The organism is Paraburkholderia bryophila (assembly GCF_013409255.1).
Taxonomy (GTDB): domain Bacteria; phylum Pseudomonadota; class Gammaproteobacteria; order Burkholderiales; family Burkholderiaceae; genus Paraburkholderia.
In genome coordinates this window covers 466,386-480,165 of sequence record NZ_JACCAS010000002.1, presented here as the reverse complement: position 1 = coordinate 480,165, position 13,780 = coordinate 466,386, and the positions used below count along the sequence as shown (strand labels likewise).

General features: G+C 63.3%; 11 protein-coding genes. 9 read left to right on the top strand and 2 right to left on the bottom strand.

What is annotated here, in order from left to right:
• Positions 1-52 precede the first annotated feature (52 nt).
• On the bottom strand, positions 53-439 hold the full coding sequence (locus GGD40_RS23425) for a cupin domain-containing protein (protein ID WP_257030561.1): 387 nt from the start codon (positions 437-439) through the stop codon (positions 53-55).
• A gap of 322 nt (positions 440-761) precedes the next feature.
• Here GGD40_RS23425 and bla point away from each other — a divergent pair, with 322 nt between their 5' ends.
• The 8 genes from bla to GGD40_RS23385 all read left to right on the top strand — a co-directional run bounded on the left by bla (position 762) and on the right by GGD40_RS23385 (position 11,315).
• A complete protein-coding gene (gene bla / locus GGD40_RS23420) occupies positions 762-1,595 on the top strand; it encodes a class A beta-lactamase (protein ID WP_257030560.1) in 834 nt (277 codons plus the stop codon).
• A complete protein-coding gene (locus GGD40_RS23415) occupies positions 1,592-2,719 on the top strand; it encodes an acyltransferase family protein (RefSeq protein WP_179745250.1) in 1,128 nt (375 codons plus the stop codon). Before bla ends, GGD40_RS23415 begins: the two co-directional genes overlap by 4 nt.
• 249 nt (positions 2,720-2,968) lie before the next feature.
• A complete protein-coding gene (locus GGD40_RS23410; RefSeq protein WP_179745249.1) occupies positions 2,969-4,780 on the top strand; it encodes a methyl-accepting chemotaxis protein in 1,812 nt (603 codons plus the stop codon).
• Between the two features lie 187 nt (positions 4,781-4,967).
• Entirely contained in the window at positions 4,968-5,597 is a 630-nt protein-coding gene (locus GGD40_RS23405) for a helix-turn-helix transcriptional regulator (RefSeq protein WP_179712632.1), read from the top strand.
• Entirely contained in the window at positions 5,597-6,568 is a 972-nt protein-coding gene (locus tag GGD40_RS23400; protein WP_179745248.1) for an ornithine cyclodeaminase family protein, read from the top strand. Before GGD40_RS23405 ends, GGD40_RS23400 begins: the two co-directional genes overlap by 1 nt.
• Before the next feature lie 61 nt (positions 6,569-6,629).
• Entirely contained in the window at positions 6,630-7,766 is a 1,137-nt protein-coding gene (locus GGD40_RS23395; protein WP_179712638.1) for a threonine synthase, read from the top strand.
• Positions 7,767-8,077: 311 nt separating this feature from the next.
• On the top strand, positions 8,078-9,769 hold the full coding sequence (locus GGD40_RS23390) for a phospholipase C (RefSeq protein WP_179712640.1): 1,692 nt from the start codon (positions 8,078-8,080) through the stop codon (positions 9,767-9,769).
• Between the two features lie 118 nt (positions 9,770-9,887).
• Entirely contained in the window at positions 9,888-11,315 is a 1,428-nt protein-coding gene (locus tag GGD40_RS23385; RefSeq protein WP_179745247.1) for a cytochrome-c peroxidase, read from the top strand.
• Positions 11,316-11,425: 110 nt separating this feature from the next.
• Here the strand turns inward: GGD40_RS23385 and GGD40_RS23380 are convergent, their stop codons facing one another.
• Positions 11,426-12,613, bottom strand: coding sequence for a glycosyltransferase family 9 protein (locus GGD40_RS23380; RefSeq protein WP_179745246.1), 1,188 nt, complete (start codon positions 12,611-12,613; stop codon positions 11,426-11,428).
• A 171-nt stretch (positions 12,614-12,784) separates the two neighbouring features.
• On the opposite strand from GGD40_RS23380, the gene GGD40_RS23375 reads away from it, so the two are divergent.
• Positions 12,785-13,780 carry a fatty acid desaturase gene (locus tag GGD40_RS23375; protein ID WP_218901288.1) on the top strand — a complete coding sequence of 332 codons (996 nt, stop codon included), beginning with the start codon at positions 12,785-12,787 and terminating at the stop codon, positions 13,778-13,780.

Genomic DNA, 13,780 nt, shown 5'->3' with positions numbered 1-13,780 from the left:
CGGCGTGTGGGTTCAGGCGCTTGCGCTGAAAGTCGGCCAGCCTCCCGCGTGGTTAATACGGCCGGCCGTCTTTATGTTCAAACACCCATTTCCCCGCTGCGTTCATTACCGCAACCAGATCGTCGGCGGGGTAACTGACTTCGTCGCCTGGCGGGCGACTGCCCACTTCGAGGATGACCGCATTCGCGGATGAGCGGTTCTCGATATGGTGCGGTTCGCCTCCCGCGCGAAAGCCGGCACACATGCCTGCTTGCATCGGGAACTCGTCGTTGCCAACGTGAAGCGTGACCTCTCCTTGCAGCACGTACACCCACTCGTCCTGCAACGAATGTTGATGATGCAACGCGGACGCAGCGCCTTGTTCAAGCGTGGTCAGATTGACGCCGAACTGGCTTAGCCCGAACGGATCGCCGAGTGGCTTCTTCGTCCTGCCATTCATTCGCGACGCGAACGGCTCGGGGTAATTGGACGGCTTTGTCCGGGGAGCAGCATCGTTCGCTATGATGCAATGCTTGAGATGTTCCATTGACGATCCTCGTCGTGAGCACTGACTGGAAAGTCATTCTCGGAACGCGCGCAGGGTCTGTCAATTTTGATTCCAATAATCAATGCTCTTTTGTATTTCGTGTGGAAGGGCGCGTTGGTGTCGTCCGATAATCGCGCAGCTTATGCGGCGCTCCACGCAAAGTTAGGCCTTAAACCAACAGGACAGTAGAGTGAAAATTTCCAGAACACGCCGGCGCCTGACCGTTGGATTACCTTTGCTCTTCGCTATAGGTAGCGGCATCTCCACACCGCTTTTCGCGGCTGAATCTCCTATAGCCGGAATCGAACGTCGCTATGGTGGCCGCCTCGGCGTATTCGCTGTCGACACCGGCTCAGGACGAACGCTAGCCTATCGCGCCGATGAGCGATTCCTGATGTGCAGCACATTCAAGGGTTTGCTCGTCGCGCAGGTGCTCGCCCGAGTCGACGCCGGCAAGGAAAAACTCGAGCGCCTCGTGCATTACACCGAGCGCGACCTCATTTTCACGTCGCCCATCACCAAGGCGAATCTGGCGCAGGGCGCCATGTCGGTCGGCGCGCTCTGTCAGGCCGCCGTCGAGGTGAGCGACAACACCGCCGCGATCCTGCTGATGAGAAGCACCGGCGGCCCCGCGGCACTGACGCGATTCATGCGAGGTCTCGGCGACACCGTTACGCGCTCCGATCGTTACGAACCGGAGTCGAACCAATATAGCGGCTTGCTCGATACCACGACGCCGAGGGCCATTGCGACATCGGCCGCCCGTATTCTTTTGGGCGATGGTTTGAGCCATCCATCGCGCCGGCAACTCGAAGAGTGGATGGTGGCCTGCAAGCCGGGACTCAACCGGCTTCGCGCGGCCTTGCCCGCGGACTGGCTTGCGGGCGACCGTCCCGGCACGAGTGTGGAGCGGGAAACCAACGACTACGCGATCGTGCGTCCGCCGGGCCGGGCTCCCTTGTTCGTCGCGGCTTATTACGACGCACCGGGCGTCAGCATGGAGCTTCGCGAGGCCGTGTTGCGCGAAGCCGGCCACGGTTTCGTGGAATGGGCCAAGGCAAGCGCATGAACGAAGCCGGTCAGCGTAACCGGCGGATCGATCTGATTCGCGGCGTGTCGATCCTGCTCGTGTTGTTTCATCACTTCAATATTGCATACCACCTGAACGACACGATACTAGCCGGCACATTCGGCTGGAATGCCGTTCGTGCGGTTGCGCGTAACGGCAATTACGGTGTGACGATGTTCTTCGTGATTTCGGGCTTTCTGATCACATCGAATGCGGGACGGCGTTGGGCGGGACTCGGCAGTGTCGATACGCGAGCGTTCTACGCGCGGCGCGTGGCTCGCATCATGCCTTGCCTGCTGTTGCTGCTTGCCATCGTCAACGTGGCCGCGCTTGCGGGGCTGGCGACGTTCGAGAATCACGCGCCGGCCGGCACATCGGTTTCTTTCTGGATCGTGAATCTGGCGTCGCTGACCTTCTGGATGAATGTGCTGATCGCCGCGCACGGCTGGGTCAATTATCCGTTGGGCGTGCTGTGGTCGTTGTCGGTCGAGGAAGTGTTTTATCTGGCGTTTCCGCTTCTGTGTATCGTGCTTCGTCGCGAGTCGCGGCTGCTTGCATTCTGGTTGGTGATTGCCGCTATCGGCCCGCTGTATCGCTTCACGCATCAGAGCGACGAAGGTGGGTTCCTCTACGCGTATTTCGCGTGCTTCGACGGGATCGCGATCGGTTGCTGCGCGGCAGTGCTCGCGAAACGATTCGTGCTGCGAGGGCGCTGGGCGGTCGTGCTGCAAGGTGTGGTGGTGGCTGGCATGGGGTACCTGTATCTGTATCGGCCCATCGGCGAAACGAATGTTCTCGGCGTCACTGCAATGGCGTTGGGAACGGCGGTGCTGTTATTGGCCGCTTATGACCGGAACGACGCGCCGAGAGAAAAGAGCGCGTGGTATACGCCGACGGCAGGCATCGCGTGGTTCGGGCGGCGCAGCTATGAGCTTTACCTGTTCCACCTGATCGTGCTCGGCGCGATACGCACGGTGCGGCCGCCGCGTGTCGTTATGGGCGATGAAAAACTCCTGCTGCTGGCACTGTTCTTTGTGTTGTCGGCCATATTGAGCGCCGGCGTAGCGCGGTTTTATTCCGAGCCGCTGAACCGTAAGCTGAGGAACTGGCTTAACGCGGTGTGATCGATTGCAGTCGGGCGGGTAGCAGCTGAGACCCGCCGCCCGCCGCTATAACCCTCGCTTTAACGCCCCCGCATCCCACTTCTCCCTCAAGTTTTCCCCATTCCCGCCGTAGACCGTAAAAGTGGCTTCAGCATTGCGGCCCGGCTTTCGTTGTTTCAGGCGTTGGTTCAAGCGCTATTCAAGCGCTGTTTCAAGCTATTGCAGCAGGCATTCCGATTCGTGCAGTACCCATCCTCTCTTCACGAAAACATGATTTCCTCACTCCGAAGCCGCATCCTGATCATTTCTTCCGCCACGGTCATCGGCGCGCTCGCGCTATCGGGCACCGCCGCCTACGTCACCGTGCGCGCTAATACGATGGAAACCATCGCGCAGAACCTGAGCGCCATTGCCGGCGCCAACACGCTGGCGATCGACAAGTGGGTCGATGCCAAAGCGCAGGCCGTCAAGGCATCGGCCGACGATGTCGAGCACGGCGATCCGCAAGGCTTCGTCAAGCATATGAGCCGCGCGGACGGCTTCCCGATTACCACCGTCGGCTGGACCGACAAGACCTTTTTCTCGACCAGCGGCACGCCGCCGGATTACGACCCGACCGCGCGTCCCTGGTATAAGGCGGCCATCGCAGCAGGCGGGCTCGTCGTGACGAAGCCCTACGGCGACGCGTCGACCGGCGTGCCGTTCGTATCGTTCGCCGCGCCGATGATCCGCAATGGCCAGCCGGCCGGCGCGGTGAGCGGCGCCGTGCCGCTCGAAGGCGTGCGCGAAGTGGTCGCCACCGTGCACCCGACGCCGTCGAGCCTCGCCTTCGTCGTAACGCGCGACGGCCAGGTGATCGCGCATCCGGACGCGAAGCTGATCCTCAAACAGGCCACCGACATCTCCACCGCGCTCACGCCCGCCGCGTTGGCCTCGCTCGCGCAAGCAGGCGCGCCGATGGAAGTCGAGCTGGGTGGCGTGCCGAAACTGTTGAAGGCGCAACCAGTTGCAGGCACTGACTGGTATCTGGTGATCGCGCTCGACAAGGCGGAAGCGACGGCGGGTCTGGCCAACGTGCTGCAGGCGCTCGGTATCGCGATGGTGCTGCTGACGCTGGCGGCGGTCGGTGTCGCCGCGTTCTTCACGTCGCATTCGTTCCGCAGCCTCTCGCAGGTGCGCGACGCGATGGACACGATCGGCTCGGGCAGCGGCGATCTCACGCATCGCCTGCCGGTGGTGGGCAACGATGAGGTGGCGCAGATTTCCGCGTCGTTCAACGCGTTCGTCGACAAGATCGGCACCGTCCTGCTCGAAGTGCGGGCCGGCGTGGAGAACATGAAAACCGCGACCGGCGAGATCGAAATGGGCAACCGCGATCTGTCGCAACGCACGGAGACGTCGGCCAGCAATCTGCAGCACACGTCGGCGGCGCTTACGGAGTTGACGGCGAGCGTCAAGCAGTCGGCCGAGAGCGCGATGGAAGCGTCGCGGCTCGCGACCTCGGCGAGCCAGGCGGCGGCGCGCGGCGGCGCGGTCGTGACGAGCGCGGTCAGCACGATGGACGACATCGCCCGTTCGTCGGCGCGGATTACCGAAATCATCAGCGTGATCGACAGCATTGCGTTTCAGACCAACATCCTGGCGTTGAACGCCGCGGTCGAAGCGGCGCGAGCCGGCGAAAACGGTCGTGGCTTCGCGGTGGTGGCCGGCGAAGTGCGCACGCTCGCGCAACGTTGCGCGACGGCCGCGCGCGAGATCAAGGACCTGATCCAGTCGTCGGAAGCGAGCGTGGGGACGGGCGCGCAGCGCGTGCAGGCGGCCGGCGCGGCGATGCAGGAGATCGTCGATGGGATCGAGCGCGTGAATCGCGTGATCGGCGAGATCGACGGCGCGATGAACGAGCAGAGCGCCGGCATCAGCCAGATCGACCGCAGCGTCGCCGAGATGGATCAGGCAACGCAACAGAACGCCGCGCTGGTCGAGCAATCGACAGCCGCATCCGCGACGTTGAACGAGCAGGCGCATGGCCTGTCGGGCATTGTGGGGACGTTCAAACTGCGTCACGGCGACGCCCGCGCGTAGCTTTCAAAAGCACGGTCGACGGCGCGACTGCGCGCCGTCGACGCTGCATCACTTCTTCCTTCCTCTCAGTCCCTCAGTCCGGCAATTGATAACCTGGCGGTCACGTGCATCGCCACGTCTGCCGCACGGCCGTATCCAGACATTTTCTGTTTTTGACAAAATGTACAACTCTGGATAGTATGTCCAGATGACGAAACATACCGCTGAGCAGCGCGCGCTGCTGGATCAGGTCAGCCAGATCGCGGACGGACTGGCGCAGACGTTCGCGCCATTCTGCGAAGTGGTCGTGCATGACCTGCTCGACCCGAAGCACGCCGTGCTGGCGATCCACAACAATCTGTCCGGCCGCGAGGCCGGTCATCCGGCAACGGAACTCGGCCTCGCGCGTATCGCCGATCCCGACTATCCGCAGGTGATCGCGAATTACGCCAATCAATTCGCCGATGGCCGGCCCGCGAAGAGCACGTCGATCGGGATCAAGGATTCGTCCGGGAAATACGTGGCCGCGCTGTGCATGAATATCGACCTGACGCTGTTCCGCGGTTTGCAAAGCGCGGTCGGACAATTCGTTCGGGTCGATGCGGGCGCGGCGACGCAGGAGTCGCTGGACCCCGCCGGCGCCGATCTGATCCGCGCACGGATCGACCAGTTCGCCGCGCGGCTCGCGACCACGCCGCGCGCGCTCAAGACTGAAGACCGTCGCGCGCTGCTGAAGGAACTCAAGGAGTCGGGAATCATGGAAATCCGTCGGGCCATGGAAGTGACGGCGCAGTATCTGGGCGTCTCGCGGGCCACCGTTTATAGCGATACCAAGTGATGCCGATCGACGCGCACCTTCTGTTGCTCGACAAGGACCAGGTCGAGCGTTTGATGCAACCGGCCGACGTCATGGAGGCGGTCAGGGAAGCCTTCGTGCTGCACAGCGACCGCGAAGGCCGTGTGTTTCCGGTCGTGCGTGAAGCGCTCGCAACGGGCGGCATCTTCGGAATCAAATCGGGCGATGTGCCATCGCAGGGCTTGCTCGGTTTCAAGGCCGCGGGCTTCTGGCCGGACAACCGCAAACGGGGCGGCGAACCGCATCAGGCAACGGTGATGCTGATGGACCCGGCCACCGGCCGGCCGCTCTGCGTGATCGACGGCAACGCCATTACCACCCTGCGCACGGGCGCGGCCGGTGCGTGGGGGCTGAAGACGCTGGCGCGCGCCGACAGCGCGAGCGTTTGCGTGTTCGGTGCGGGCGTGCAGGCGGCGATTCAGTTGCGCTTTGCTCTGGATCACCTGCCCGCGCTCGAGAAGGTTCGTTACGTCACCTATGACGGCCAGCCGAACCCGCAATTCGAGTCCGCGTTTTCAGCGTGTTGCGACATGTCGCTCGCAATGGATAAAAACGACGCCGTCGCGACCAGCGACATCGTCATTACCGCGACGCCCGGCGCGGGCGCTTTATTCGACGCACAAGCGCTGCAAGCGGGCACCCATCTGAATTGCGTCGGCGCGGATACGCAGGGCAAACGTGAACTGCCGGACGGCGTGCTGGCGCGCGTGACGCTCGTCGTGGACGACCGGGAACAGGCGAAGCGGATTGGCGAAACGCAGTGGGCGCCGTCGACACCCAGCGTGGAACTCGGCGACCTGCTCACGGGCAAAGAGACCTTCCACCGGCAGCCGACGGATATCACGCTGTTCGATATGACGGGTCTTGCGTTGCAGGATCTGACCGTCGCGCGAATGCTGTATCAGCGGGCGCTTGCCGGGCGGATGGGGTCCAGCATTCCATGGCCTTGGTAGCGCGGTTGCGAGGCTGTCCGGTAATACCTGCTTGAAGTACCCATCCATACCGAGAGAAATCATGTCTCACGCTCAATACGTCGATCCGCTCACTGGAACCCGCTATCCGTTCGACGTGCCGCGCTGGTGCTCGGATACGCAGACGCCGCTGCTGATCACCGCGCAGCCCGGCATTGGGCGCGACGACATCGACCGGGCTAATCGCTCGTTGTGGCGTTACCGCGCGGCGCTGCCGGTCGAGATCGCCAAACCGATTTCGATGGGCGAAGGTTGCACGCCGCTCGTGCAGAAAGAGTGGAACGACTTGCGTCCGTTCTTCAAACTGGAGTGGTTCAACCCGACCTGCAGTTTCAAGGATCGCGGCACGTCGGTGATGCTGTCGTTCCTGCGCGGGATCGGTGTCGACGCAGTACTCGAGGACAGCTCGGGCAATGGCGGCGCATCGGTCGCGGCGTACGGCGCGGCGGGCGGCATGGGCGTGAAGATTCTCGCGCCGGCTTACACGTCGCCGGCCAAAGTCGCACAGGTCCGCGCGTATGGCGCGCAGATTCAACTGGTCGAAGGGCCGCGCGAGGAATCGCAGGCCGAGGCGATCCGGCAGTCGGCGGAGATCTTTTATTCCAGCCACAACTGGCAGCCGTTCTTCCTGCAAGGCACGAAGTCGATCGCGTATGAACTGTGGGAAGACTTCAACTTCGAAGCGCCGGACAACATCATCATTCCGGTCGGCGCGGGCAGCAATCTGCTGGGTTGCGATATCGGCTTCAAGGAGTTGCTGGCGGCGGGGCAGATCAGCAAGCTGCCGCGACTCTTCGCATCGCAGCCGTTGAATTGTTCTCCACTCGACGCGTCGTTCCAGGCGGGCCTGGATGTGCCCGTGGCGCGCGCTGTTTCGAAGACCATTGCCGAAGGAACCGCGATCGCGCAGCCGCTTCGCTTGCGGGAAATGGTCGCGGCACTACGCGACAGCGGCGGTTCCACCGTTGCGGTTGCCGAAGACGACATCGTCGCCGCGCTTAAAAAGCTCGCGATTCAAGGCATTTTCGTCGAACCGACTTGCGCGCACGCCGCCGCTGCGCTCGACGAATTGACCCGTCGCGGCACCATCAAGTCGACCGAGCGAACGGTCGTGTTGTTGACCGGCACGGGTATCAAGGCAGCGGGCTATATCGCGGAGCTGTTCGCTCAGCCGGCGTAATCGACGCGGCCGCACACCGGCAAATGTAAGTGCCCGTGCGCGGCCCGCTCACCGACAACGGCGTTACCGAGGCCGAAGCGTCGCACTGATCTACCGCCCATTTTCAGATAAGCCGCGTCTCGCCTGAACCCTTCAATCTCCCTCCAGTCACGCAAAACCCGTAATGTCGAGGTAAGCAAAGCGCCATTTCCCCGTAACGGCGCGGTGTTCCAATGTCGTCGGGTATTGAAACGCTCCCCACACGGCCGCTCAAGTGCAATAGAACCGCGGTTAAAGAATAACTAGCAGAACGACATCCGGAGTTAACACCTATGTTTTCCCGAGCATTCCTGTTTGGCGTGTCCGGCATTGCGTTAGCGGTCTCGCTATACGCATGCGGCGGCAACAACGGAAACGGCAATACGCTTGCGCCGATCTCCGTGCAGAACCAGGCCGCTACGTCCACGCCGATCAAGCACGTCGTGGTGATCTATAACGAGAACGTCTCGTTCGACCATTACTTCGCGACCTACCCGGTGGCGGGGAACCCGACGGGTGAACCGGCGTTCAACGCAGCCGCAGGCACGCCGACGGTCAACGGTCTGAGCGGCACGCTGCTTACCGCCAACCCGAACCTGACCAACACGCTGAACGGCGCCGGCGCGGCGAACCCGTTCCGCCTGGACCGCACGCAAGCGGCAACGGCCGACCAGAACCACGCATACACGGCAGAGCAGCAAGCCTACGATAACGGTTTGGCCGACCTGTTCCCGAAGTACACGGGTAAAGGCTCGAGCGGCGGCGCAGGCGCATTCGGCACGAGCGGCCAGGTGATGGGCTATTACGACGGCAACACCGTGGGCGCGCTGTGGAATTATGCCCAGCACTTCTCGATGAGCGACAACGCGTACACGGACACGTACGGTCCGTCGACGCCGGGCGCACTCGAAGTCGTTTCCGGTCAGAACAACGGCGTGAAGATCATCAAGACCTCGCACCCGGTATTCAATCTGACGACGGCGTCGAGCTCGTACTACGTCAACGACGGTCAAGGCGGCTTCACGCTGATCAACGACGCGGACCCGGGCAGCGACACCTGCTCGAGCACGACCGATCAGATCATGATGACCGGCAAGAACATCGGCGATCTGCTGAACGCGAAGAACCTCACGTGGGGCGGCTTCATGGGCGGCTTCAACCTGAGCACGGTCAACGCGAACAATACGACGGGCTGCCTGCGCAGCACGGTGTCGCCGGTGGTCGGTCAGCCGACGAACGACTACATCCCGCACCACAACTGGTTCCAGTACTTCGCGTCGACGGCCAACCCGCAACACTTGCGCCCGAGCGCGACGGCCCAGATCGGCTACTCGCTGGAAGCCGACGGCAAGACCGCTGAACCGGCTAACCACCAGTACGACACGGACGACTTCTTCGCGTCGGTGAAGGCCGGTAACTATCCGTCGGTCAGCTTCATCAAGGCACCGGCGTTCCAGGACGGCCACGCAGGCTACTCGGATCCGCTGGACGAACAGGCCTTCACAGCCAAGGTGGTCAACTTCCTGCAGCAACAGCCGGACTGGAAGAGCACCGCTGTGATCGTGGCGTGGGACGATTCGGACGGCTGGTACGACCATGCGTTCGCGAACACGACGAGCTCGTCGTTCGACTCGCAAGCTGACCAGTTGAACGGCGCGGGCAAGTGCGGCACGGGTACGGCTCCGCTGGGCGTGAATGGTGGCGTGGTCAACGGCCGTTGCGGCCCGGGTACGCGTATCCCGTTCCTCGTGATCTCGCCGTGGGCCAAGGTCAATTATGTTGACCACACGCCGATCAGCCAGGCATCCGTGGTGCGCTTCATCGAAGACAACTGGCTCGGTAGCCAACGCCTGGGCGGCGGTTCGTTCGACGCCACGGCAGGCAGCATCATGAGCCTGTTCAACTTCAGCGGCAGCGGCAACAACCCGACCGTGTTCGTGGACCCGAATCTGGGCACGGTGGTCTCGTCGGTCCCGGCTATCTAAAAGTCGTGAGTCGCATCGACGCGCTTGCGTCGATGCGAAGCAGGCAGTCACCCCCGTGTTGCCAGCCCGTTTGGGCTGGCAACATTTTTCGCTTTCAGCTTCCCTTGTCGTCGCTCATATGCCCGCCTCCTCAGCTCGCCCAACGGAAACAAGTCCTATTCAGAACCCGCCCGGATCCGGTATCCGGCGTTTGCTTGTGCAGCTTGTCGTCGCAGTGATTCTCGCCGCCATCGTGTTCGGCGTGTGGGCGCTGCTGTATCCGTCGCGCGTGCCCGCGGCCGTCGGCATGATGGTCGAGGACCTCACCGGCGCGAACGCCACGCCGATCGCGCTTCAACGTCCTGTTGCACCGCCTCAGTTGAGTGCCGTCGCGCAACTGGGCAAGAAAATTTTCTTCGATCCGACGCTGTCCGCGTCGGGTCGTCAGTCGTGCGCGTCGTGTCATAGCCCCGACCACGCGTTTGGCCCGCCCAACGATCTGGCGGTGCAACTGGGCGGCGCGCATCTGACGCTGGAAGGCTACCGGCCGCCGCAATCGCTGATGTATCTGTATCGCCAGCCGAACTTCAGCATCGGCCCGGATCAGGGCGATGCGGACGTTGCGCCGGATCTGACGGCGGCCGCGAGTGCGGCCACCGGCGTGGCCCGCGCGCAGAAGAATGCCGGCGTAGCGCCGGCCGCGCCCGCGATGGTGCCGCAAGGCGGACTGTTCTGGGACGGTCGCGCCGACACGCTGCAATTGCAGGCGTCCGGTCCGATGCTCAATCCGGTCGAGATGGCCAACGCGAATGCTGGCGACGTGTTGACGAAGCTTCAGCACACGCAGTACAGCAAAGACTTCCTGCAGTTGTTCGGACCCAACGTGTTCCAGAACACGAACCTCGCGATGTCGGAAGCGATGTTCGCGGTCGCGCGTTATCAGGTGGAAGAGCAGGCGTTCCATCCGTACACCAGCAAGTATGACTACTGGCTGGAAGGTAAGGCGCGCTTGAGCCAGGCCGAACTGCACGGGCTGCGTTTGTTCAATGACCCGAACAAGGCGAACTGCGCGGGTTGCCATCTTTCGAAGCCGGGCACGGACGGTTTGCCGCCGATGTTCACGGACTATCAGTACGAAGCGCTCGGCGTGCCGCGCAATCCGCATCTCGCCGTCAACAAGGATCACAACTTCTACGATATGGGTATTTGCGGTCCGTTCCGCACGGACATCAAGGACCAGACGCAGTATTGCGGCATGTTCCTCACGCCGACGCTGCGCAATGTGTCGACGCGCCAGGTGTTCTTCCACAACGGCGTGTACAAGACGCTGGAAGACGTGATGGCGTTCTACAACGATCGCAATACCGACCCGAAGAAGTTCTATCCGCTCGGCCCGGACGGCAAGGTCCAGAAGTACGACGATCTGCCGGTCAAGTATCAGGCGAATATCGACGACAAGGACGCACCGTTCGACCGCAAATTCGGCGATAAGCCGGCGATGACGGACGCGGATATCAAGGACATCATCGCGTTCCTGAAGACCTTGAACGACGGGTATAAGCCTTAAGCGATGAAGCGCCGCCCGGTGTGTAGCGAGCGGTCAGCAGGTTAGGTGGGCTCTGAAGGGTTGCGTCGAGATCGACGCAACCCTTTTGTTTTGGGTCTGGCTAGCTCACATCAAGCCGCCACGTTCGCCGCCTGCGTGCGTTGCCTGCCGAGGGATTCCAGCACCGCTTGCACGACCCGATCGACACTCGGCCAGTTGCGCGCGGGTTCGTCCGCTACGACCTGCTCGGGGGACACGCTGCGATACGGCGGCGGATAGCCCCAGATCGCGTCGTGCCGTTCGGGCCGCGTGATGCTGCCGCCGATCACTGCCACGGTCGGCCGGTGAAACGCCGCCGCAACGTGCATCAGCATCGACGAATTGGTCAGCACGACATCGGCCTGCTCGGTGAGCGCGAAGGTGATGCGCATCGGCGCCTGGCCCGCCACCGAGCGGATCGACACGCCCAGGCCCGCCGTGGTGATCGCTTCGGCGGCGCGCGCCTGATCCGCCACGCTGCCGACGATCACGATATCGCAGACATCGCCGCTTTTGCCGATGGCCCGCGCGATCTGCGCGAGCGCGGCGCCTGCCTGACGCGCGTCCCATGCCTTGCTGGCCACGCCGGCACCCACGCCCGCGACGATCCGCACGATGCGGCGGCCCGACGCATCCGCGCAAGCGCTCCAGATGCGCGTGGCGTGAGCGCGTTCGTCGCCGGTCAGGAAGAGTTGCGGGCGCGCTTCGGGCAGTTGCGTCGCGCCCAGCAATTCGGCTTGCGCGAGTGCCGCGCGTCCGCATTGACGCGCCGCGAATTCGATGTGCGCCTGACAGCCGCTCCAGCCGCCGCGATAACCGCGCACGCCGATGCGATAGCGCGCGCCGGCACGCATCAGCAACACCGCGCCCATGTAACTGCCGAGCACGTCGATGCCGACATCGACGCCGCCGCGCGCGCGCAACGCGGCGACCTGCGGCGAGCGCCACAGAAAGCGCAAGACGTTGCGGTGCGAGCGGTCGTCGACCAGCTTGTTGTTCCAGGGCGCGTCGATCTCGACGATTTCATCGACGAACGGATTGTTCTCTAGAATCGGCCGTCCCCAGGCGCCGATGCCGGCGATCAGGCGCGTCGTCGGAAAACGCTTTCGCAGCGCTTCGAAGAGCGGCGTGGTGGTCAGAAGTTCGCCGAAGTCGTTGGGACGCAGCACGAGAATTTCACGCGGCGTGGCGTGCCGCGGATCGAAGCGCGGCGGATAGAAGCAGCCGGCCAGCCAGACCGGCGTTTCGATGACGAGGCTCTTCCAACTCTTCCAACCCATGGTTTCTCCACGCGGAAAGGGGCGGCCGCCCGGATATCGCCCCGATTGTGCATGCAGGCCTCGCGGGCATGTGTGGCCGGGCGTACAGAGGCGCACAGGGCGGCCGCGATTCTTCAGACTGTCACAACGCATTGTTAAGTTCTGCGACGACTTGTCGTCGACGGAGAACTGATGGACTCACAGGCATGCGCCACAGCAGAACCCGATACCTCCGAGGCGGCACGCGTGCGGCGCGCGCCGCGCCAGGTCGCGATCGACCGCCGCGCGAATCTGACGCTGCTGACGCTCGTCGGCGCGGCGATGGTGCTGCAGTTCGTCGCGTGGCCGTTCCTGTTGCGACAGTGGGGCGTGGCCGCGCTAGGTTTTGCCGTGCCGCTCGTGGTGCTGGCGCCGACGCACTGGGGCTTGATCCATGAAGCGATTCACGGCCAGTTGTGGCCGCAGCGGCGGTTCAACGAAGCGCTCGGCCGCTTGCTCGCCATCGCCTATCTGTTGCCGTTCGACGCCGTGCGTTTCGGTCATCTGATGCATCATCGTTTCACGCGCGAGCCCTACGATCAGCCGGACGTGCACGACGGCGCGACGCCTCGCGCCTATGCCCGGGTCGGCTATACGCTGCGTTTGCTGGGCGGTTTGTATCTGGCGGAAATGGCGTTGCCGCTGCTGTCGTTTCTGCCGGCACGGTGGACGTGCCGACTGGTCGCGTCGCAGATCGGCAATGCAGGCCCGGCGGGCGACGACGTGCAGCGCCTGTTCGTCGGTTTTGCCGGCAACCCGGAGCGGCGCGGCCGCATTCGGCGCGACTGGCTGCTGTCGATCGTGCTGCATGGCGGCGCGTTCTATCTGTACGGCGTGTGGTGGCCGGCGCTTGCCGTGACGATGTATCTACGCGGCGTGTGGCTGTCGATGGCGGACAACCTGCCGCATTACGATGTTTCGCTCGACACGCCTCAGCGGGCTCGCAATTTTCGCGTGCCGGTCGTCTGGCAAGGGCTGCTGATGAATCATCATCTGCACCAGTTGCATCACCGGCATCCCACCATGCCGTGGACGGCGCTTCCGTCGCTGGCGCGCGAGCTTGGTGCGGTGTCGGCATCACAGGTTGAGGATGAGGCGTATTTCAGTGCGGCGCTAAGGCAGTTCCGGCGCTTCGGCCGGGTGCATTGA

What these genes read in the sequence shown, in the direction of transcription:
- GGD40_RS23425 (WP_257030561.1), bottom strand. Translation starts at nt 439, where the DNA reads ATGAATGGCAGGACGAAGAAGCCACTCGGCGATCCGTTCGGGCTAAGC.
- GGD40_RS23415 (WP_179745250.1), top strand. Translation starts at nt 1,592, where the DNA reads ATGAACGAAGCCGGTCAGCGTAACCGGCGGATCGATCTGATTCGCGGC.
- GGD40_RS23410 (WP_179745249.1), top strand. Translation starts at nt 2,969, where the DNA reads ATGATTTCCTCACTCCGAAGCCGCATCCTGATCATTTCTTCCGCCACG.
- GGD40_RS23405 (WP_179712632.1), top strand. Translation starts at nt 4,968, where the DNA reads ATGACGAAACATACCGCTGAGCAGCGCGCGCTGCTGGATCAGGTCAGC.
- GGD40_RS23400 (WP_179745248.1), top strand. Translation starts at nt 5,597, where the DNA reads ATGCCGATCGACGCGCACCTTCTGTTGCTCGACAAGGACCAGGTCGAG.
- GGD40_RS23395 (WP_179712638.1), top strand. Translation starts at nt 6,630, where the DNA reads ATGTCTCACGCTCAATACGTCGATCCGCTCACTGGAACCCGCTATCCG.
- GGD40_RS23390 (WP_179712640.1), top strand. Translation starts at nt 8,078, where the DNA reads ATGTTTTCCCGAGCATTCCTGTTTGGCGTGTCCGGCATTGCGTTAGCG.
- GGD40_RS23385 (WP_179745247.1), top strand. Translation starts at nt 9,888, where the DNA reads ATGCCCGCCTCCTCAGCTCGCCCAACGGAAACAAGTCCTATTCAGAAC.
- GGD40_RS23380 (WP_179745246.1), bottom strand. Translation starts at nt 12,613, where the DNA reads ATGGGTTGGAAGAGTTGGAAGAGCCTCGTCATCGAAACGCCGGTCTGG.
- GGD40_RS23375 (WP_218901288.1), top strand. Translation starts at nt 12,785, where the DNA reads ATGGACTCACAGGCATGCGCCACAGCAGAACCCGATACCTCCGAGGCG.